This window comes from Moritella sp. 36 (genome assembly GCF_018219415.1).
In the GTDB taxonomy this organism is placed as follows: domain Bacteria; phylum Pseudomonadota; class Gammaproteobacteria; order Enterobacterales; family Moritellaceae; genus Moritella.
This window is the reverse complement of the sequence record NZ_CP056120.1, coordinates 2,988,440-3,009,685: the sequence shown is the minus strand read 5'-3', so window position 1 is coordinate 3,009,685 and position 21,246 is coordinate 2,988,440. Positions and strand designations below refer to the sequence as shown.

At 39.3% G+C, this 21,246-nt stretch carries 19 protein-coding genes; 15 read left to right on the top strand and 4 right to left on the bottom strand.

What is annotated here, in order from left to right; translation table 11 throughout:
- Positions 1-136: 136 nt before the first annotated feature.
- Positions 137-1,381, bottom strand: coding sequence for an aromatic amino acid transport family protein (locus tag HWV03_RS13275; protein WP_211680207.1), 1,245 nt, complete (start codon positions 1,379-1,381; stop codon positions 137-139).
- 319 nt (positions 1,382-1,700) lie between these two features.
- Between HWV03_RS13275 and HWV03_RS13270 the strand changes: the two genes are divergently transcribed.
- From HWV03_RS13270 to HWV03_RS13240, 7 genes are all read left to right on the top strand, one after another.
- Positions 1,701-3,533 (top strand): ABC transporter ATP-binding protein, encoded by a 1,833-nt coding sequence (locus HWV03_RS13270; protein WP_211676349.1) that lies wholly within the window; start codon positions 1,701-1,703, stop codon positions 3,531-3,533.
- Positions 3,534-3,775: 242 nt separating this feature from the next.
- Positions 3,776-4,003, top strand: a complete 228-nt coding sequence (locus HWV03_RS13265) for a FeoA family protein (protein ID WP_211671999.1) — start codon at positions 3,776-3,778, stop codon at positions 4,001-4,003.
- A complete protein-coding gene (gene feoB, locus HWV03_RS13260; protein WP_211676348.1) occupies positions 4,003-6,315 on the top strand; it encodes a Fe(2+) transporter permease subunit FeoB in 2,313 nt (770 codons plus the stop codon). The genes HWV03_RS13265 and feoB overlap by 1 nt, the downstream gene beginning before the upstream one ends.
- Positions 6,278-6,514, top strand: a complete 237-nt coding sequence (locus HWV03_RS13255; RefSeq protein WP_211676347.1) for a FeoC-like transcriptional regulator — start codon at positions 6,278-6,280, stop codon at positions 6,512-6,514. Before feoB ends, HWV03_RS13255 begins: the two co-directional genes overlap by 38 nt.
- Before the next feature lie 163 nt (positions 6,515-6,677).
- The gene (locus HWV03_RS13250) at positions 6,678-7,880 is read left to right on the top strand and encodes an NnrS family protein (RefSeq protein ID WP_211676346.1); all 1,203 of its coding nucleotides are present in this window, start codon (positions 6,678-6,680) and stop codon (positions 7,878-7,880) included.
- A 67-nt stretch (positions 7,881-7,947) separates the two neighbouring features.
- On the top strand, positions 7,948-8,292 hold the full coding sequence (locus HWV03_RS13245; RefSeq protein WP_211676345.1) for a metalloregulator ArsR/SmtB family transcription factor: 345 nt from the start codon (positions 7,948-7,950) through the stop codon (positions 8,290-8,292).
- 170 nt (positions 8,293-8,462) lie between these two features.
- On the top strand, positions 8,463-9,344 hold the full coding sequence (locus HWV03_RS13240; protein WP_211676344.1) for a sigma-70 family RNA polymerase sigma factor: 882 nt from the start codon (positions 8,463-8,465) through the stop codon (positions 9,342-9,344).
- 66 nt (positions 9,345-9,410) lie between these two features.
- On the opposite strand, the gene HWV03_RS13235 is transcribed toward HWV03_RS13240, so the two are convergent.
- Entirely contained in the window at positions 9,411-10,310 is a 900-nt protein-coding gene (locus tag HWV03_RS13235; RefSeq protein WP_211676343.1) for a hypothetical protein, read from the bottom strand.
- Between the two features lie 187 nt (positions 10,311-10,497).
- Entirely contained in the window at positions 10,498-12,933 is a 2,436-nt protein-coding gene (locus HWV03_RS13230; RefSeq protein WP_211676342.1) for a VolA/Pla-1 family phospholipase, read from the bottom strand.
- Positions 12,934-13,558: 625 nt separating this feature from the next.
- Between HWV03_RS13230 and HWV03_RS13225 the strand changes: the two genes are divergently transcribed.
- The 5 genes from HWV03_RS13225 (at position 13,559) to HWV03_RS13205 (ending at position 17,459) form a co-directional block, all read left to right on the top strand.
- Positions 13,559-14,065 (top strand): AAA family ATPase, encoded by a 507-nt coding sequence (locus HWV03_RS13225; RefSeq protein WP_255546805.1) that lies wholly within the window; start codon positions 13,559-13,561, stop codon positions 14,063-14,065.
- Between the two features lie 138 nt (positions 14,066-14,203).
- Positions 14,204-15,355 (top strand): chromate efflux transporter, encoded by a 1,152-nt coding sequence (chrA, locus tag HWV03_RS13220; protein WP_211676341.1) that lies wholly within the window; start codon positions 14,204-14,206, stop codon positions 15,353-15,355.
- A gap of 124 nt (positions 15,356-15,479) precedes the next feature.
- On the top strand, positions 15,480-16,301 hold the full coding sequence (locus tag HWV03_RS13215) for a cobalamin-binding protein (RefSeq protein WP_211676340.1): 822 nt from the start codon (positions 15,480-15,482) through the stop codon (positions 16,299-16,301).
- Between the two features lie 16 nt (positions 16,302-16,317).
- Entirely contained in the window at positions 16,318-16,746 is a 429-nt protein-coding gene (locus HWV03_RS13210) for a DUF5522 domain-containing protein (protein WP_255546804.1), read from the top strand.
- Between the two features lie 44 nt (positions 16,747-16,790).
- Positions 16,791-17,459 (top strand): Dph6-related ATP pyrophosphatase, encoded by a 669-nt coding sequence (locus HWV03_RS13205; RefSeq protein WP_211676336.1) that lies wholly within the window; start codon positions 16,791-16,793, stop codon positions 17,457-17,459.
- A 69-nt stretch (positions 17,460-17,528) separates the two neighbouring features.
- Here the strand turns inward: HWV03_RS13205 and HWV03_RS13200 are convergent, their stop codons facing one another.
- Positions 17,529-18,380, bottom strand: coding sequence for a phage integrase (locus HWV03_RS13200; protein WP_211676335.1), 852 nt, complete (start codon positions 18,378-18,380; stop codon positions 17,529-17,531).
- Positions 18,381-18,870: 490 nt separating this feature from the next.
- On the opposite strand from HWV03_RS13200, the gene HWV03_RS13195 reads away from it, so the two are divergent.
- The 3 genes from HWV03_RS13195 (at position 18,871) to HWV03_RS13185 (ending at position 20,984) form a co-directional block, all read left to right on the top strand.
- A complete protein-coding gene (locus HWV03_RS13195; protein WP_211676333.1) occupies positions 18,871-19,281 on the top strand; it encodes a hypothetical protein in 411 nt (136 codons plus the stop codon).
- Between the two features lie 5 nt (positions 19,282-19,286).
- The gene (locus HWV03_RS13190; RefSeq protein ID WP_211676331.1) at positions 19,287-19,889 is read left to right on the top strand and encodes a toll/interleukin-1 receptor domain-containing protein; all 603 of its coding nucleotides are present in this window, start codon (positions 19,287-19,289) and stop codon (positions 19,887-19,889) included.
- Between the two features lie 312 nt (positions 19,890-20,201).
- Positions 20,202-20,984, top strand: coding sequence for a hypothetical protein (locus tag HWV03_RS13185; RefSeq protein WP_211676330.1), 783 nt, complete (start codon positions 20,202-20,204; stop codon positions 20,982-20,984).
- The last annotated feature ends 262 nt before the right edge of the window (positions 20,985-21,246 follow it).

Genomic DNA, 21,246 nt, shown 5'->3' with positions numbered 1-21,246 from the left:
ATACTGTATTGGATTATTCGTAAAGCACAGGGATGTTGGTACGACGACATTATAAATTTTAATTACAAAACAGCCCAACAATGATGAACAAATTACATCTTTGCTGGGCTATTTAATATTACTTGCGTTAACAAAGTTAACCAACGGCTGGTATCATTTTAGCCATTTGTAAAAACTGCGATGCAATGATCAAACAGCCCATTAAGCTTGCAAGCGCGAGCGTTGCGTTGCCACCGATAACTCTATAGCCACTTGCATCTGCTTTACGTTGTTTAGAAACCATAGCGACCGGTAAGAAGATTGCAAGGATAACCAATGCAATAGCTGCGTAACCGAGTGCTGTAATGAAACCTTGTGGATAAAACAGTGCGAAAGCCAGTGGTGGAACAAATGTCACCAGTGCTGTTTTTACACGGTGTGATTTACCGTTTGCGTTAGTTGTATCGTCGCTGTTATTGCTATTAATACTCGTATTCGCGCGCTTCATCATACCTGATAACAAATCAAACAAACCTAAACTGACACCTAAGAATGAAGTTGCTAAAGCAAGATCTGCAAACACAGAGACAGACTGACTGACTTGCGGCTGTTGTAACACAGTGCTGAGTGATGCAATAAAGTTAGTTAGCGAGTTATTAGCCATTAGATCTGTTTGGCTTAACACACCCTGCGTTGCGACTTGCCATAGCAGGTAGATAACAAGTGGCGCAGATGCACCGCAGACCATCACTTTCTTCAGTGTTTTAATATCAATACCCACATAACGTACGATCGACGGAATACTGCCGTGGAAACCAAACGAAGTGAAAATCACGGGTAAAGCCGATAACAATAACCCTTGTTGCACAGGCATTTCTAATAGATTAATCGACTGCACGTGTGGGAATAACAGACTGAGCGTGAGTGCTAAGACGATAATTTTTACGCTAAACAATACACGATTCACGATATCAACCGAGTGCGTACCAATCGATACAACTGTCGCGACAATAATTGTTAGTAGCACTGCACCAAATTGTGGGGTTAACTCTAAACTCAATAAATCGTTTATTTTGTTGGTTAACTGCGAACCGCCACCGGCAATATACGCGGCACAAAGGGCATAGAATAAGAAGAAAGAAGCAAATGTTGCGAGATATTGACCGGGTTTACCCAGTAAATTCTTTGCAAGCGAGTTAAGTGTCGCATCTTGTTCGGCATGCTGATGTATTTCTAACATCAGCAAGGCTGTATACGTCATTAATGCCCAGTTGGCGATAATCAAAAAGGCTGCTGTATAGAAACCTAAACCAGCTGATGCAAGGGGTAAAGCTAACATACCGCCACCAAGCGCGGTGCCAGCAACAATAAGGGTACTTCCTACTATCTTACTCACAGTTATAAAACCTTATTAACAGTCATAAAACATTCCATTACGGATTGTAATTGAAGATTTGTAAACATTTGTTTACAATATATGCCTTAAATATCCATAAATCATTAAGGTGTAGCGAGTTTACTTATTTTGTATGGGCTAATGCAATAGAATTAGTGTAAAAGTTGTAAATAGTTCCGTAAAGTAATATTTACACTCTCGTATTCTGGTTTTAATAGTGCTAATTTCTGCTGTTAATTGGTTGATATCCTTGTGCGGACTACGAACTTTATCAATTACGTAGTACCATAGGTGAGTCTTTTATTTGCTCAGATAATGATCCTTTATGTTTAATTTTTTTGAAAAATGGTCCTCGGCTTTTCCCAAGCATCAACCAGAACAACCGCCGCAAGATATTGTGGCGTTTTGCCGTTATTATACCCGTGGTTTTGAATCACCTTTATTAGCGATGGCAGTATTAAGTGCGATGATTGCTATTTTAGAAGTGTCGTTATTTGGTTTTATGGGGCAACTGGTGGATTGGTTATCAAATCATGAGCCACAGAATTTCTTAACTGATGAAAGCACTAACCTCATTGGCCTAAGCGTATTGATATTGGTGGTGATGCCATTGTTGGTATTATTACATTCATTAATCATGCACCAGACATTACTGGGTAATTACCCTATGTCTATTCGTTGGTTAGCACACCGTTATTTACTACGTCAAAGTGTGTCTTTTTTCCAAAGTGATTTTGCCGGTCGTATTGCCACAAAAGTGATGCAAACAGCCTTGTCTGTACGTGAAACCGTGATGAAACTACTGGATGTATTGGTCTATATCTCGGTGTATTTCATTGCAATGCTCGTCATGATTGGCCAGGCTGACATACGACTTATGCTGCCTATGCTCGCGTGGTTTATTGGTTTTGTCGCTATTCAATTATATTTTGTGCCGAAGCTTAAACAGATCTCGACAGAGCAAGCTAATGCACGCTCAATGATGACTGGGCGATTAGTCGACAGTTATACTAATATCACCACGGTTAAATTGTTCTCACATAACTCTCGTGAGATGGTGTATGCGGAAGAAGGCATGGACGGATTTCTTGTGACGGTGCATAAACAGATGCGTTTGGTTACGGGGTTCACCTTTTGCGTCGAGTTATTAAATTATTTATTACTCTTTGGCGTTGCCGCTATTTCCATCATGCTGTGGTTAGACGCCAGTTTAAGTGTGGGTGTCATTGCTGTCGCAATCAGTTTAGCGTTACGCCTTAATAGTATGTCTAAATGGATCATGTGGGAAATTGGTGGTCTGTTTGAAAATATGGGCACGGTGATCGATGGCATGAATACCTTAGCCAAGCCGATCGATATTGAAGATAAACCAAATGCTCAACCGCTAACAGTTTCAGCGGGTGAAATCGAGTTTGATAACATTAGTTTCCATTACGGTGAGTCAGCTGGCGTGATTGATAACTTAAACCTCAAAATTAAGCCGGGTGAAAAGGTTGGTCTAGTAGGGCGTTCTGGTGCGGGTAAGTCGACCTTGGTTAACTTGTTAATGCGTTTTCATGATGTGGAATCGGGTGCGATTAAAATTGATGGGCAAAATATCAGTGATATCCAGCAAGACAGTTTGCGTGGCCAGATTGGTATGGTGACACAGGATACCTCGTTACTACATCGTACTATTCGCGATAACATTATGTATGGCGATCCGGATGCGAGTGAAGCGCAATTGCTCCAAGCAACAAAACAAGCATGTGCGCATGAATTTATTAGTACCTTGACGGATACATTTGGTAACCAAGGCTATGATGCACAAGTTGGCGAGCGTGGGGTCAAACTGTCGGGTGGTCAACGTCAGCGTATTGCTATTTCTCGTGTGTTATTAAAAGATGCGCCGATTTTAGTGTTAGACGAAGCAACGTCAGCGCTAGATTCTGAAGTTGAATCCGCAATTCAAGATAGCTTAAATGAACTGATGGATGGTAAAACTGTGATTGCAATTGCGCACCGTTTATCAACAATTGCAGCGATGGATCGCTTGATCATTTTAGATGAAGGCCGTGTTGTTGAGCAAGGCTCACACAAAGAGCTCTTAGCGAAACAAGGTATTTATGCACAGCTCTGGGCGCATCAAACTGGTGGCTTCATCGGTGAAAATGCTTAATCGTTCTTAATTACAGATTTGTGCAGCTCATATATTATTCAATATGTTGAGCTGCATATATTCATTTACTACATAAAAAACCTTCTATAAACCCTGTTGTTATATAGGAATACTACTTTAGTGTTATTTTATTTGCTGTTTTGGCCATTTCGTTTATAGCGTATTGATTCATATCAATAGTTATTTATACTGCAAGCGTAAAATATGAATAATAATAGTTATCATTAGAATTAGGTGAAAATATGAAGTTAGCGCTATTAAACGATGGTGTTGTCGCTAAAATTACCGATATGTCAGGCTTACCTGCTGACACGCGAAAGAAGTTAATGGTAATGGGTGTGCTACCTAATACCCAAGTGACATTAATTCGTCGTGCGCCAATGGGGGACCCGTTACAAATATCGGTGCGTGGAGTCTCGGTTGCGATCCGGAAAAAGTTAGCACAACAGATTGAAGTAGAGGTCGCTTAATGTTGTATCAAATCTTAACTATTGGTAATCCAAATAGCGGTAAAACAACGCTATTTAATGCGCTAACGGGTGCGAATCAACGTGTTGGTAACTGGGCTGGTGTGACTGTTGATAAGAAAACTGGACGCTATGGCCATGCGGGTGATGAGTTCTTATTAACCGATTTACCGGGTATTTATGCCTTGGATAGCAGTAATGAAGTGAATAGTGTCGATGAAATGATCGCGTCGAAAGCAGCGTTGGATCATGCGGCAGACCTCATTATTAATGTTGTCGATGCTTCGTGCTTAGAGCGCAGTTTATACATGACACTACAATTGCGCGAGTTAGGTCGTCCAATGGTCGTGGTATTAAACAAGATGGACGTATTAGCGCGTCAACGCCAAGTGTTAGACGTTAAAAAATTAGAAAAAGCCCTTGGTTGTCCAGTTCTCGCGCTCTCTGCAAATGCCAAAAATGAAGTGAGTAGTTTCAAACAAGACTTACATTCAATCGTACAAAAAGGTGTGGTCACAGTCCCGCTTGCGATGGATTACGGAACAGAAATAGAAGCGGCGATTAGTGAACTAGAGATTTATTTTTTCGAGCACGATGCCGCCCCACGTTCACTCGCTATTCGTGCGCTCGAAAATGATGCGTTAATTGTCGATCTTATTAGTCTTGATGCCTTGATGATGATTGCTGACGTTAAGAATAAAGTCGCAGAGTCAATTGAAACAGATTTCCATATTGCCAACGTTCGATATACGTTTTTACACCAACTTTGTAATAAGGTGCGTCGTCAGGAAGGTAAATTGAGCCGTTCATTCAGTGATAAAGTCGACCAAGTTGTGTTGAATAAATACATTGGTATTCCATTCTTTTTTGCTGTGATGTACTTAATGTTTATGTTCTCTATCAACATAGGTGGTGCATTCATTGATTTCTTTGACATTAGCTTTGGCAGCGTACTTGTTGATGGCGGACACTATTTATTAGATGGATTATTGCCTGTTTGGCTTGTTACTATTATCGCGAATGGAATTGGCGGTGGTATTCAAACAGTTGCCACTTTTATTCCCGTGATAGGTTGTTTGTATTTATTCTTATCGTTACTTGAAAGCTCGGGTTATATGGCGCGTGCTGCATTTGTACTTGATAAAGTAATGCAACGAATTGGCCTCCCTGGTAAAGCATTTGTTCCGTTAGTATTGGGTTTTGGCTGTAACGTACCTGCCATTATGGCAACACGTACACTCGAGCATGAACGTGAGCGTCGTTTAGCGGCGGCCATGGCACCGTTTATGTCATGTGGCGCACGATTACCTGTGTATGCATTATTCTCGGCAGCATTCTTCCCTGAGCATGGCCAAAATATTGTCTTTGCGTTATACATTATTGGCATTTTAGTTGCGGTATTTACTGGGCTCATATTACGCTGGAGTTTGTATCCTGGCCGCAGTGATAGCTTTATCATGGAAATGCCGGATTACGAATTACCGACAATGCAGAATATGCTTATCATCACTTGGCAAAAACTAAAACGTTTTGTGTTTGGTGCGGGTAAAACGATCGTGTTGGTTGTCGCATTTCTTAGTTTCTTTAATTCATTGGGTACAGATGGCAGCTTTGGTAATGAAGAAACTGAAAGTTCAGTATTATCGAAAGTTGCACAAGTCGCAACGCCGTTACTTGCACCTATTGGTATTAAAGCAGATAACTGGCAAGCAACCGTGGGTATTATTACGGGTATTTTTGCCAAAGAAGCGGTTATCGGCACGTTAAATAGCCTGTATTCAAGTGCAGAGAAAGATAATGCTGAGTTTGATTTAGTAGCCAGTTTACAAAAAGCGGTATTATCGATCCCTGCGAATTTGGCGGATTTAAGTTATTCAGATCCATTGGGTGTTGATGTGGGTGATTTAACGGATATGAATGCGGTTGCTGACGATCAAGAAGTGGATGTGACAATATTTGGTAACTTGAAAGAGAGCTTCAGTTCCGACGCTGCTGCTTTTGCATTCTTATTATTTATTCTTTTATACACACCTTGTGCTGCGGCAATGGGCGCTTATGTGCGCGAATTTGGGCGCCCATTTGCAGTATTCATTGCTGGCTGGACTATGTTCTTAGGTTATTTTGTTGCCACTATGTATTACCAAATTGTTGAATTCTCAGCACACCCTGCATCAAGTATGGGCTGGATAGGCTTCTTCAGTGTGTTGATGTGCCTTGTGATTGCACTACTGAAAAAGCAAGGTAATAAACTCCAACTACAAGAGGAGCAGGGCAAATATGATTTTAACACGTCTGAAAGATCATCTTGTTGTTAACGGTAAAACCAGCAGAACTGAGCTAGCCAAAACCTTTGGAATTAGTGAAGACGGTATCGATGCGATGCTGGCACTTTGGATAGCGAAAGGTAAGATATCGAAAACAATTAGTGAACGGCCTCGACTGGGACAATCAAACTGCGATGTTTACTATCGTTGGAATGACGAGTGCGAACTTGCGGTCACAGTTATTAACTAAGCAGTGTTGTTAACTAAAGCGGTGCTCAGCTAGACCAAATCAAAGATCATCAATAAAAAGGCAAATACTTGACTAAATAAGTTGGGTATTTGCCTTTTGTCAATTACAGACCTTTTATTACCACATATACTCAATCTAAATTACTATTTAAAAGGTTAAATCAATGCAAATTACAGACTTGGCGGCGGAACAGAAAATTCTCCCTGTGTTACGTCTTGGCTTTCGTCCTTTCTTCTTAGCAGGCGCTTTGTTTAGTATGGTTGCATTGCTGTTATGGGGCGCAATGTTATCTGGTTATATTACCTTTCAGCCTTACGGTGGCGGTTTGTGGTGGCATATACATGAAATGTTGTTCGGTTTTGGCTGTGCCATCGTTGCAGGTTTCTTGTTAACCGCGATCCAGAATTGGACTGGGGTTCGTGGTATTTCGGGGTTACCCTTACTTGGTCTATTTATGCTTTGGCTGGCAGGGCGAATTGCTTTGTTTTTACCCTCGCTATTAAATGATCACGTTATCATGTTGATTGATTTAAGTTTTCTACCCGTAGTTGCTTATGTTTTAGCCAAACCTTTGTTAAAAATAAAACAGTACCGAAATTTATTTTTTGTGCCTTTATTAGTTTTATTTACTGTGGCAAATATTGAAATGCATTTGGCTAAATTAGGTTTAGCGAACATGACAGTCAACCAAGCTGCTTATGCATCCGTCATGCTAATGGCATTTCTAATGTCGGTAATGGCAGGTCGTGTTGTACCGATGTTTACTGCCAACGGGACTAAAACAACAAAAGTATTACCACTTCCTTGGTTGGAAAAATTAGCAACAGGCAGTTTAGGTGTTATTACTTTACTGTTATTAATTCAGCCTTTATTTGCTGTTCCTAAGCCTGTATTTGGTATCTTATTTATTCTCGCGGCATGTTGCCAAGCCATTCGCTGGTGTCGTTGGAAGCCTTGGATTACCTTGGGTGTGCCGCTGCTGTGGTCTATCCACGGCTCGTTATTTTTTATCTGGGCGGGACTATTTACCGTCGGTATGAGTTACTTTATTAATGTACCGATTGTTAGTCATTTATGGCATTTCATTACAATTGGCGGTATGGGCGGACTAATTTTGGCGATGATATCTCGTGTTTCACTGGGTCATACAGGGCGTATGTTGCAACAGCCCAAAGCGATGTTCGTGGCATTTTTCAGTATTTTTATCGCGGTCATAATACGTGTAATAGGCCCTATTTTTTGGATGCAGTATTATATTATCTTTATCAATTTGAGCATTGTATTTTGGTTAATTGCATTTGGGTTGTTTGCTTATCATTACGCACCAATGTTGTTTAAAGCGCGACAGGATGGCCGCCCAGGTTAGAACCGTTTGACAGCTAAACAAGGTTTATATAGAGTGGCGGCATGAACCATCAAAAATGAATTTAATTATGGATTTACTCCAGTTTTACAAGTGCTTAGCAGATGATACTAGATTGAAAAGTCTATTGTTAATACTGAAAGAAAATGAATTATGCGTGTGTGAATTAACACATGCATTAGGGCAAAGCCAACCAAAGGTATCACGTCATTTAGCCCTGTTACGTCAGAAAAAACTGGTCATTGACAGACGACAGGGCCAATGGGTACATTATAAAATCAACCCCAATATACCTGACTGGGCACAAGACATATTGTCTCTCACGTTAGCGAATAACCCGAGTACTATTCAACAAGAAGTACAGCGTTTAGGTGAAATGACATACCGCCCTAATAGTGAAGTATTGTGTGATTAGCTCAAAATAAATGTTCAATATATTCGTTTAATATTATTTCTTTGAGTATGCCCCTGCCAGGATAACTTACTGTTTTAAATTTATATTTAGGGAGGTTAACCCCAATAAAACGAGACTATGTGTCACCTTGTTGTGTTATTATGGTAATGAACCATAAACAGGGATGATTAATGAATAACATGACTAGTCACGCACTTGATGCGTATTTTGATGAATTACAAAAATTGAGTCAGCTACTGTCTAAACAGGAAGAATACGACACAGCCGTTGCTGCAGCCCGCGGGGATAAATCCGCTCGGGATATGATGATCCAATCAAACTTGAGGTTGGTTCTTATGGTGGCTAAGAAATATAAAAGCTATTCACTTGATTGGGATGAGATAATTCAAGAGGGTAATACCGGCTTAATGCATGCGGTAGATAAGTTCGACCCAGAACGAGGTTGCCGGTTTTCAACTTATGCAGTGTGGTGGATAAGAAACAATATCGAACAGTATATTATGAACTATTCTCGAACCATTCGCATCCCCATTCATGTTACACGCGTTTATAAACAGATACTGAAAGCTTCATCTGAACTTGGCCTTGACCTTGATACCAACGAAGGTATTACTAAAATCTCCCAAGAACTCAAAATATCACCTCGTAAAGTACTGAAGGTATTAGGTCACTATTTTAATGAAGGATCTTTAGATAAAGAGATCCTCAGTGGTGATAATTTATTGGCTAGCCTAAAAGATTTGGTTGCTGCTGAAGTTAATTGTCAGCCTGATATTCGCTATGAAAAATGTGATTATTATGAATATATGGATGCATTATTAGAATACCTGCCGGTACGTAGTCAAAACATTATTCGTTTACGCTTTGGTTTTAAAGGGCAGGACTCAATGAGCTTAGAAGCTATTGCACAGCTAATGGATATTTCCCGTGAACGTGTACGACAAATTATTCGTAATGGCTTGAGTCAAGTTCGAGAGCAATTATGTGCGAATGACTTAGTAAAAGAAGATTTTGATTTTGAAGCAGATTCTATTTGTACGACAGGTATTTAATGGTAATAAAGTCAGCCATAACTAAAATAGCTGACCTTATTTGTTGTTCGTCGTTAATGGCGGTTACTATGCTTTGAATGCCATATTCAGTAATGAAATTAATTTAGCAGGATCATTTTTTGTCTGTGTTATCTCACCTAAAGTGACGGCTTGTTCTGGGTTCACCGAAATAGTGATACTTTTCGGGTCATTAATAAATTTAACAAACGTTGTAGCCGCATTTTTCGCAAGCTTTATCTCTGCATCGCTCAGCTCATTATTTTTGTTTTCAAGATCTGCCGCCAGCATGGTATTTATCTTGTCTGATACACGCTGTTTTAATTCTTCAACACTGATGTCTGACGTTTGGGCTTCTTGTTTAAGCAGGCGGTCAACAAATGACTGGTCTGTGTAAGTAAACTCGGCAGTATTTAGCTGATAGTTCGGGTACGAAAATAATAGGCTAATTGGCTGTTTAGGATCAAATTGGAAGTTAGCTAAGTTAAGCGAGTATTCCATTTTACCCATGTCTTGTGCACTTAGACCAAGCTCTAAATCAATTACGTCATTAACGTAAGTGTATTTAGTCGATAGGCTGATTAACATATCATCTGTATAACCAAGCTCTTTAAGCTGTTCTGCTGTTTGTGGTTCTATATCATCAATGCTAATTGAAATCCCGTCTAAGGCGATGTCTAACGCGGCAGGGAATTCTGATTCTACATCAAACTTATTAATGGTTATTTCATTAATAGTGACAGGGGTTGCGCTGCCATCAACAGGGCTTAGTACTACGTTATGTAATTGAATTTTCTGGGTGATAGGTTCAACACTTAGATCGCCATATTTAACATCAATCATAGGTTGCATTTCGATGATCTTCGCATCAAGTTTTTTTTCTACTTGGTTTGTCATATAAAACTTACTGCCAGCATAACTTGCCGCAAGTCCGGCGATAACTACGCCTGAAACTAATTTAATATTCATGATGTCACTTATTGGTTGGGTTGATTTTATTAGATGTAATTAAAAAATACATATTACTGAGTAGATTATGTATTGGTTACCAAATGATTGGAATAGTTCAGTGGAATTTAAATAAAAAAAACGAAGGTTTATCACTAAACCTTCTTTTGTTATGAGCAATTGCTCAGTCTATTGTTTGATTATTGGCTTAATTAATTAAGCTTTCGTCTTTAACGGTTGCTGTTTTACCATCATCACTTGCTAAGAAGCTTGTGATTTGGCTCTGTAGTTCGTCAGTAGCGTCTTTATCCGAGCCATCGCCGTAAACAGCAATGACAGAGCTATGGTTACCCTTATTAATTAGCGCCACCTTCTTACTTGTCTTATTATCCGTATAAATATTAACTAGACCAAGCTGGCTGATTAGTGGTGTTGTACCCGCAATTGGCGAGTAAGCAGCTGCGTAGCCAGCTTTCGGATCTAGGATGTTCGGAATTGTCGAGTCACCTTTTACTTGTGCTAAGTAAACCGGCGTGTCTTTAGAAACCTTACGAGCAAGTGCATACGGGTCGGCTGTTTCAAGCACCGTTTGAGCTGCAAACGCAAAGCCTTGGAATGTTGCGTCAATTGTTGCTTGAGCATTTGGTTTATCTTTTACGGCATCATAGAATGCGTTAAAGCATAAAGTCTTAGTTATTGACGCACACTTCGCACCCGAGAAGTTTCGGTAATCAGCGCTTACTGTCTTCATTAGCCCATCTTTAACTGTGCCACCGAAGGATACAGAGTTAAGTAATAGGTATGGGATGCCGCCACCTGGATTAGCAAATGCAGCCTTGTCTATTTTAAAGAACTGATCACCATCTCCATCCTTACCGTCACCATTCGAGTCTGGTAGAGGTCGGTCTATCGTCGCTTGCAAACTGATACCTGTCATTGCGCCGAGAGAGTGGCCAAAGAAACTTACTTTCTGCGTATCCAATAAATCGAATGTATTGCCAAGAATCTTACCTTCCTTTTGAGCTGCTTGTTGTGCGCCACCAACCATGGTGATACCTGCACGTAAACCAATAAGATCGGCAACGGATTGACGTAAGTTGTCACGAGCAACAGGTAGGTATTCAAAGTTCATGAAAACATCTGCAGTAGTCGGGGTTGTTACAGTACCATCTTCTAGTTTTCGATCACCATGTAGCGGTAAGTCGATTGCCAATATCGCATAACCTTTAGCTGCAAGCTTATCGCCGGATGCTAGGATGTTTTCTTTGAGAGATGTGATACCGTGTTGATAAATAACTACAGGTACTTTATTGAAAGCGGTAACTGGAACTCCATCTTTATCAGATTTTGGCGTAATTAATAAGAAGTTAACACCTTCAACAGATTTTACTTGTGGGAGAGGGCTGTACTTAGTAATGAGACGATCAGAATCAAGCGGCTTACCATTAAGTGTGAATGATTTACCAACAAGCTTCAGTTGCTCCGTAGGATCTGCAAGCTTGGCTGGATCAATTCCCGCCGCTCCTAACTGCTTGCCAAGATCTAATTTTTCTTTATCAGACCCTGAAGTTAATACACCATTGATAATCGCTAAGCTCGGCATTGCACTTTGCCACGGGGTTTTCTTCCATTTCTTATCTTTTATCTCACGTTCTAAGAACGAAGGTAATTTAATAACACCTGTGTGTGCTTCCATCAGCGTATCTAGGTAAGCTTCTACACCTGCTGAAATCACTTGATCTGTTGCTTTTTCAATTAATGATCCAAGCGTTACAGATGTTAGCCCTGATAACATCGGGTTATATAATTTGCTTAAGTCTGAGTTATTTGGATTTGCGCCATCTTTCCAGACATTTTTACCAGCAAGTGCTGATGCTGTCGCAACTTTGACTGCATATAGCGCTTCACCAGCCGATGACGTCGTAAACCAGCTTGAATAAATAATGTTTTCATAATCGGCGATGCCAGACTTATCCATTAAGCCTTCTACTTGTAAAACAATTTTCTGTGGTATTTCTAAGGCGCTGCCAGTTTGATCGATCTGTTTGTTTTTTAAAGCCGCGTAGTTATTCGATATACCCAGTTTTTGACCTGAACTATCAACTAAAGCATCGGTAATAGCATAGATATAGTCACTACCGTGTTCTAAGCTACCGTTTAGTGGTAATACCGTTAATGATTTACCATCTGAGATAACTGTATAATCTTTACCTGCAGTTAATTCTACAGGGTCAGACATTACTTTAGCTCTTGTTACTTCTACTTTTGCGATTTTCACTGCGGCGTGAAGTAGTTGTTTATTTGTTGTTAGCGTTACGCCTGTCGGTAAATCAAGCTCAATAACGAAAGGCTGAGTTGGACTCCAACCGTCAGTATCACCCATAGCAACTTTGGGATTATTACGGCCTGTCGGTTCACCTTTATCAAGTGGTATGTTTAATGTACCGTCTTTTGGATCCATCAATAGAAAAGAAGGTGTCGATACTTTTTTGTTTGAAGAGATTAAATCGAACGCGATACTTGATTGACGGTTAAGTGAATTTGTAATTGTGTCATCCATACGGAGGTCTGTTGAATCATCACCGCAGGCTGTTAATCCAAGTGTGCTTGCTATAGCAAGAGCAAGAATTTTCTTATTTTTCATTAATAACTCCGAATTTTAAATATAATGATGATGCACTTAGAGAGTGAGTTAAATGGGGATTTGTCTGCGGAACAAATTCTATTATAATATTAGATGTTTGCATTACTATCCTTGTAATCTACTGATTCCAATTAACTATTTTATACTTCTTAAATAAATGACTTAGTTTTAAGGTGGCCATTGTCATCCATTTATTATGAATATTAGGTCTGACCAGTATTATTAATTAGATGGTAGCTTAGTTCATTAATACTTAAGTGTTAACAGGTTGTCACGTATTATGTGAGCTGGCGCAATTTACAATCGTGATATTCGTTGGTTATAAATGGATTACATAAATTATTATCTTTATAATTTAATTTTCTTTATTTAATGAAATTAGCGGCTTACGTTATGGCTGTGTTATCTTGATAAATGTTAATGCTGATTTAAATTAATAGCTAATCAAGGTATGGGAATTAACATACTTGCAATATTAGTCACATTTTGTTGCTTTATTAATTGCTTTTTTATCGTCAGTGCAATTAATTTCCATTAATCTATTTGTTATGTCTATCACGTTTTATTGTATTGCTAGTTGTATTTTTTATAGTCTGGTTGACTAATTATTATTAGTTGATTTGTATTGACCAGATTATTTATACTCGCCATTCTATTCTCACTATCTATCATCTTGGGTGTTATGTCGTTGCTACTTGAATTATCCACACTGTCTAGTCCTTGCATGATTATTATTCGCGGTATTCCTGGTTCGGGTAAATCAACCCTAGCTCAGCGCTATCTTCAATTAATCCCTGATGCTGTTCACTGTGAAGCGGATCATTATTTTATCAATAGGCAAGGCGAATATTGTTACGACGGAAGTAAGATTAAGTTTGCTCATCAATATTGCCAGAAAAATATACGTAATGCTTTAAGCAAAGGTCAATCCGTTATTGTCAGTAACACTACGATTAAGCGTTGGGAGTTAACTGCGTTATTGGACATTGCTACCCGCTATAATATCGAACCACATATCATTCACTGTTGTGGCGCATTTACGAGCAACCATAATGTCCCTGCTGAAATCGTGGCAAACATGGCGTTAAACTATGAAGTTTATCCTGGTGAAAGCCGCTATATTCCAAGTTAAAATCGCTATCTCTGACAATTAAAGTAAGCTTTATATAACTTGCTGCAAACCTTCAATTTTGTCATATATCTGTAATAAAACTGAAATATAATAATGAGGCGAAATTGGTTTCGCATATCAGCTATAAAAGGCAAAGTAATGAAGCAAGTTTTGGAAGTATTTTGGCAGTTTTTTACATTGGGGTGGATCAGTTTTGGTGGCCCAGCTGCACATATCGGTTATTTCGAGAAAACATTCGTTCAAAAATTAAAATGGATAGATAGCGAGAGCTATGCAAGATTAATTTCATTAAGTCAGTTTTTACCTGGTCCAGGTTCAAGTCAGATAGGTTTTGCAATCGGTTTACGTCGTGCTGGTGTTATCGGTGGTTTTACCGCGTTCATAGCATTCACATTCCCTTCGGTTCTGTTGCTTTACATTCTAGCAACAACCAATGCGACACAAGATGCAGCATGGTTAGTGAGTATTACCCACGGACTGAAATTATTAGCGGTTGTCGTTGTTGCAGATGCGACGTTAAATATGTACAAAGGTTTCTGTAAAGAGCGCAGTACGGTCACAATCTGTGTGGCAACGGCAGCGGTATTACTGATGGTGCCGAGTCTATTAACGCAAATGCTGGTGCTTATCGCAGCTGCGGTGATTGGTATGCAGCTTAAAAAACCAAACGAAGCAACATCAGTGCCCGCCACTAAAGGTGGTGTTAATTACTTACCACTCGTGATCTTCGCTGTGTTGTTTGCGGGTTTACCGTTATTAACAAATTCACCTGCATGGTTAACTGTCTTTGCTGACTTTTACCAATCGGGTAGTTTAGTATTTGGTGGCGGTCATGTTGTATTACCTATGTTGCAACAAGCGTTAGGTGATGCGATTGATACAGATCGCTTCCTATTAGGTTATGCAGCTGCGCAAGCAGTACCGGGTCCTATGTTCTCGTTATCTGCATTCTTAGGCGCTGATTTGTTAGTTAACTCACCATTGATGGGCGCGTTAATTGCGACGGTTGCTATCTTCTTACCGGGTTTCTTGTTAGTACTGGGTTTCCATGGTGCATGGGAGTCGCTCGCGGCTAAACCTAAAGTAGCGGGTGCAGTATGGGGTATTAATGCGGCGGTCGTTGGCCTACTGATGTCAGCGTTATACCAGCCCGTATTTACCTCTGCGATTGTTGGTCCGGTTGACATGGCCGCGGTTATTGTTGGTTTCTTTGCGCTCCGCACATTGAAATTACCCATTATGGCTGTGGTTGCTAGCTTCATCGCATTTGGTTATGTAATGGGTCTATAGCCTTACTCTGCAATTAAAAATACCCAGTATTATAAGGTGGTATAACCTTATCATTGCTGGGTATTCAGTTTCCTATAAACAAGATATACTTTCGTAAATCGAATTAAATTGCGGATTAAATAAAATGAAGGATTACTATCCGAAACGGATTGTCTGTTTGACAGAAGAAACGACGGAAATGCTGTACATACTGGGCGAAGAAGCGCGTATCGCAGGTATTTCCGGTTTTACTGTTCGTCCGCCGCAAGCGCGACAAGCGCATCCGAAAGTATCTGCATTTACGTCTGCAAAGATAGATAAAATCCTCGACTTAAAACCTGACCTTGTTCTCGGATTTTCTGATATTCAAGCTGATATCGCCAGTGAATTAATCAAGCAGGGCATTGCTGTTCATATCTTTAATCAGCGTTCGGTTGAAGAAGTATTCAATATGATCATGATGTTAGCAAGCCTGGTTGGTGCGAGTGATAAGGCTGCGATTTGGTTACAAGAGATAGAAAGTAAGATTGAGCGTATTAAACTCAATGCGACTAAGTACTGCAAGCGTCCTAAAGTCTATTTTGAGTTGTGGAACGATCCATTAATGTCGGGTATCCAATGGGTTTCAGAACTGATTGAGATCGCAGGTGGTGACGAATGTTTTCCCGACCTTGCTAAAGAGTCATTAGCGAAGAACCGTATTATTGCTGATCCGACTATTGTGGTCGATGCGGATCCTGACATCATCATTGGTTCGTGGTGTGGCCGTAAATTTAAGCCTGAGCATGTTGCCGCCCGAGCAGGGTGGGACAAGATCAGTGCAGTTAAAAACATGCAATTATTTGAAGTTAAATCGGCAAATATATTACAACCTGGTCCAGCTGCCTTAACCGACGGTTTAGATCAACTTGTTGCGATTATCGAAGCATGGCAGCAAGAGTATGCAAATGAAAGTGAGAATGAATAACTTGGAAATTGAAAGTATGACGAAATCAGTCGTTGATGAAGCAGTTGTTAACATCGAAGAGAATGTAGACCCAATGCCCGTTCCTGTGGCTAAGCAATGTTCAGAATGCCAAGCGGAATTTGGTTGTGGCGTTGCCTCGGCCATTGAGCAGGGTGGTTGTTGGTGTCAAGATTTACCCGCTATAATGCCATTAGGTACCTTGAGTGATTGTTTGTGTAAAGCATGCTTAGCAAAGGCCATCGGCGTCGAGATCATTAAACAGCTTAATGCGGCAGGTTCACCAAAAGCGCGTCTTGCACTGGCTGAACCATATCGTCATCAAACAGAGTTAGTTGAGAACATCGATTTTACCATTGAAGATGGCCGTTATGTTTTTAGTGAGTGGTATCACTTAAAACGAGCTCGCTGTTGTGGTAATGGTTGTCGTCATTGCGCTTATAGATAAGCGTAGAGTACGATTATTTATTGGCTCTTGGATAGTTGAAGTATATGAAAAAACAAAAAACGTTAGTATCTTGGAGTACTGGCAAAGACGCAGCATGGACGTGTTTGCAATTGGCGAACGATCCATCTATTGAGATCGTAGGTATCTTTTGCTCAGTCAATGCGCAATATCAACGTACCGCGGTTCACTCTGTACGTATTGAGTTGTTACAGCGTCAGGCTGCGGCAATGAACTTACCTTTGGATATTATCGAAATTCCTTATCCGTGTAGCAATATTGAATACGAAGCGATAATGGATGCGTTTGTTGAAAGAGCCAAACAGCGTGACGTCGTTAACTTTGCTTATGGCGATCTGTTTTTAGCGGACATTAAAAACTATCGTGTTAATAATCTAGTCGGTACAGGTATTGAAGCGATTTTCCCGTTGTGGGATCTCGATACCCAACAACTTGCAAGCGATATGTTAGCGGGTGGACAGAAAGCGATTGTTACCTGTGTTGACCCTCGTCGTTTATCTGCCGACTATGTGGGTAAAGTCTTTGATGAAGCGTTTATCGCTAGCCTACCAGAAGGTATCGATCCTTGTGGTGAGAACGGTGAATTTCATACCTTCGTATTTGATAGTCCGTTATTTTCCAACGCCATTGATATTAAAACCGGTAATATAAACAGTGAAGGGCACTACACTTGGATAGACCTAGAGTTGGCTTGATTAATGGTATTTATGCCATTTAAATCAAAGCCTTACGCTTTGGTGGCGTGAGTGACCTCTAATGTATGTTTATATGGTGTATGATTGAATACCACTGTATACACATACATGTTTGCATTGTTCACCGCCATAGCCACACGTAAATAACCTGCCTGCTGTGTCCTGGTATATCTCATTATATAAATCCTCTGAAATAGGCACTGTCCTATTCCTTTTACCTTTGGTATTGATAAAGGTAATTTTGTGCTTTGTTACCTGAGCGCCTTTTAGGTCTATTGCTTCTGTTATTCGTGCGCCAGTTGCGAGGCAAATTTTAATGATTTGTGTCATTTGTATAGCAATGGGACTGCTTTGAACATCTGTTAATAGCTGTGTTATCTGTTCCTGAGTAAGGTAGCTTAGCTCGCGTTCTGCTGTTTTTAACATCTTCATGTCTGCAAGTGGGTTAGGTTGATTCCATTCATTTAATCGACCTAGTTCATTAAACAGTGCTTTCATCCACAACAAATCATAGTTATGTGAAGATATAGCCAGTTCAGCCCCAGTAAGGCCATTATGTACTCCCATTGTTACTCGGTTTGCTCGGTAATGTGCAAAGTCTCTGGCGGTTAATTTTGATGCGATGGGATCGTTTAATTGCTCACAAATGATTTGTAGTCGGCGAAATGCATTAGCACCGCTTTTTAAGTTTTTAGCGTGTAGTTTCCACCACAGATCAAGCAACACTGATAAACGTCTATTATCTTCTTTGCCGCCTAACCAGGGCTTATCGTCAATTTCGTTCATTGTATAGCGCTCGAACGCTGTTGCTTCGCCTTTGGTCGCAAAGCGTTTGCGAATACGCTTGCCTTTACTACCTTGCGGATAGCACTCACAAAGCCAAGGTTTCTTGTGGCCGTCTTTGAGGTTACGAATAGACATGGTGTATTTCCTTATAACGCGTAAATCAATGTATTTAATATTATAAAATAATAAGTACTGTTTTTATATACAGCTCTATGCATAGTAGGGCTTAAATTAGATATGTTCAATGTTTGTTTATAGTTGTTAGATACACAGTGTAAGGGAGTGTAAGCATTTGAATTATATTGAAGTAGGCTGAATAGGGGGGATTTATAGCCTATAAGTTGCTTGTTTTTCACTCCAGCTACAGTTTGACATTAAATAGTCTTGTTTTTCCTTGCAATAAAATTAAATTTTAATAAAATCAGCCACATACTGTCCTTGTTAATAATTAACAGGACAGCACGCTTTCTCTTAATCTATTTTAATGTCAGATTGCTATTTTATCTTATTTTTCATTTAATTAGTTGTTAGTGACTAGGGTGAACAGATTTGGGAATTCAAGGTGCCCTACAATACAAATGTTATGTTTTTATCAAGTGTTGGAATATAAATTAAGGATTTATATGTGAATTTATTAGGAACCCCATATTTTCTTCAGTTTGGAGTACCCCTCATTACTGTAGGGCTATCTATTTTTATTAAATATGTAACAAGGAATGATCGTCATCCCGGCTTTAAAAAAGAAGATACAGCTGTTGGCTTAGATTTAGCTGTTACAGCTTTACTTATATTTATCACTGGGAGTGCAAAGCTAGCCGGTGATTTACCTCCTGTTAACCCTCCAGCAGATATTGTTGAAAAACTTGCAGCAGTACCTTGGATACTAATGGCATTTATTCTTGGTATTTGGGGTGTGTCTACTTTAGTAAGAAAACTCGGTTGGGAAAGTGATGATAAGTTAAAAATATTTTGGGGAATAATCGTTCCTGATATATTCGGTTTATCTGTTCTTCTATTTGTTGTTAATTGGATATAATTGCCATGAAAAGACCTTTATTAAAAGAAATTTATAGGTTGTCTGGAGTGATAATCCCTCTTGCTGCAACATTATTATCAGTGTTCGTTTTATTGTCACAATTAGGGAATATCGAATACTTAAAATATGCAATCAGTATATCTGGAGCTTTCGTTGGTGCTCTGGCGGTCTATTTATATGCAGGAATAAGATCAGCATTCAATACACCTAAAGTTTATATATCGTATTCATTTCGAGACTCAGAATTAGTAGATTTAATATGTTCAGACTTAGAACGTATACAAGTTGAGGTTCTACTTGATAAACATGAACTTATCGTTGGTGATGATATAAACAAAAAGCTAAATTCACTTGTTGAAGCGAGTGATTATATTATATATATAAACTCGCACAACAGTTTAGGTTCTGATTGGGCAAAAAAAGAATTACAGAATGCATTGTCACTCGATAAAAAAATATTACCTGTTGTCCTTGATGACGAGCCATTACCCAACGAGATTAAGCATTTAATGTATGCTGATTTTAGAAATGACCCTAAAGAAGGTTTAAGAAGTTTAATTAAAGTTTTTTCGAATCTAAAACATAACAAGCCAATTAAGCAGGATTAAAAACAGTTTGCTCAATTTCGATTTATTATTTGATCAAGGTTTAATTACATTCTGTAATCAGGGAAATATCATTATTTCAAATAACCTTGATGAAAAGGCTTAAAGTATTTTAGGTGTAGATCGAGATATTTCTATAGATTTAGCGCTAGAACACCTTCCATTTATGGAATTTCATAGAGAAGAAGTGTTTCAAACAAAATCTAACAAGTTGCTTAGACGGACGCATAACAGCTGGCTGTGTTTGCTTCGCTCACTATTTTAGCTAGCTATTCTATGCCGCTTAGCAAGACGTTAGATTTACTGGAGAAAGATTTGGACGCAAGAACCACTTATAATCGGTTACCATACGGAAATGAAATTCCCGAGCAGGAGTTTCTAGAGCGTATATCAGCGCTGAAACAAGACTTGTCTAAGCTTCTTTCGATTGAGTTGCTTAAAGGTGGTAAGGTAAATTCTCAGAATCCAGTGGAGCTCAATTTCGCCAAGATTTTAGAATTTCACCGTAACCTAAATTACTATAATCGCGATTTTGAGTTAAAACGTTTGTTTACTCTTATGACTGAGTTAAAGTCGATACGTGCTGATTCTGACCAGAACTTTTCTCAATTCATGAAGCAATTGAGAAAATGCAATCGAGTCAGTCAGTATGTCGGTATACGATTTGAAATTTCTCTAGCTAGTTTTTTTATTAGAAAAGGCGTGTCGTACAAAAACCGAGAATCTCCAGATTTTGAGTTTAATTTTGATGAAGATCAGAAAGCATATATTGAGACGACAAGTTGTCACATTGTTCAAGAAAAATCACAGAATTTATATTTAAAAGTTAATAGTGCGATTCGCGCCAAGTCTGATAAGAAATATGCAAACGATTCTACAATTTTAGTTATAGATGTAACTAACCTAATCCATAATTCTTTAAGGTTTCACCCCAAATTTAAAATTGAAAATCTGATAGCAAATTGTCAATCAGAAATGGACAAATCACCGTATGGAGCATTTATTTTTCGCTGCACATACCCTAGTGAAAAAAGATGGTTTGATCTATTCAGGTGGAGATTCATATTGCAAAGGGACAGCTTCACCGAATTTACTTAAAGCTTGGAGTTTACTGGGTTTTGATGAAAGGGTTGTTCATGACGTAGAGCATGGTACATACTTTTGCTCGTAAACCTAAAACAAACTGTTTAAGAGTGATTCGTAACGCGTGGCATTTTACTATGCGTTGTGTTTGGTGTTTGGTGTTTGCGGCAGCTTCGGTATTGCATTGCTCACACCTTAACAGGGCGTTAATCTCAACTTCGTTTTACTTTTAGTAATGCGAAATGTTCTCTTTAAAGCATAAGCGCTAAGCCATTGC

Bases quoted from the DNA above. Each gene is read 5' to 3' on its own strand.
- HWV03_RS13270 (WP_211676349.1), top strand. From the start codon at position 1,701: ATGTTTAATTTTTTTGAAAAATGGTCCTCGGCTTTTCCCAAGCATCAA.
- HWV03_RS13265 (WP_211671999.1), top strand. From the start codon at position 3,776: ATGAAGTTAGCGCTATTAAACGATGGTGTTGTCGCTAAAATTACCGAT.
- feoB (WP_211676348.1), top strand. From the start codon at position 4,003: ATGTTGTATCAAATCTTAACTATTGGTAATCCAAATAGCGGTAAAACA.
- HWV03_RS13255 (WP_211676347.1), top strand. From the start codon at position 6,278: ATGATTTTAACACGTCTGAAAGATCATCTTGTTGTTAACGGTAAAACC.
- HWV03_RS13250 (WP_211676346.1), top strand. From the start codon at position 6,678: ATGCAAATTACAGACTTGGCGGCGGAACAGAAAATTCTCCCTGTGTTA.
- HWV03_RS13245 (WP_211676345.1), top strand. From the start codon at position 7,948: ATGGATTTACTCCAGTTTTACAAGTGCTTAGCAGATGATACTAGATTG.
- HWV03_RS13240 (WP_211676344.1), top strand. From the start codon at position 8,463: ATGAATAACATGACTAGTCACGCACTTGATGCGTATTTTGATGAATTA.
- HWV03_RS13235 (WP_211676343.1), bottom strand. From the start codon at position 10,310: ATGAATATTAAATTAGTTTCAGGCGTAGTTATCGCCGGACTTGCGGCA.
- HWV03_RS13230 (WP_211676342.1), bottom strand. From the start codon at position 12,933: ATGAAAAATAAGAAAATTCTTGCTCTTGCTATAGCAAGCACACTTGGA.
- chrA (WP_211676341.1), top strand. From the start codon at position 14,204: ATGAAGCAAGTTTTGGAAGTATTTTGGCAGTTTTTTACATTGGGGTGG.
- HWV03_RS13215 (WP_211676340.1), top strand. From the start codon at position 15,480: ATGAAGGATTACTATCCGAAACGGATTGTCTGTTTGACAGAAGAAACG.
- HWV03_RS13210 (WP_255546804.1), top strand. From the start codon at position 16,318: ATGACGAAATCAGTCGTTGATGAAGCAGTTGTTAACATCGAAGAGAAT.
- HWV03_RS13205 (WP_211676336.1), top strand. From the start codon at position 16,791: ATGAAAAAACAAAAAACGTTAGTATCTTGGAGTACTGGCAAAGACGCA.
- HWV03_RS13200 (WP_211676335.1), bottom strand. From the start codon at position 18,380: ATGTCTATTCGTAACCTCAAAGACGGCCACAAGAAACCTTGGCTTTGT.
- HWV03_RS13190 (WP_211676331.1), top strand. From the start codon at position 19,287: ATGAAAAGACCTTTATTAAAAGAAATTTATAGGTTGTCTGGAGTGATA.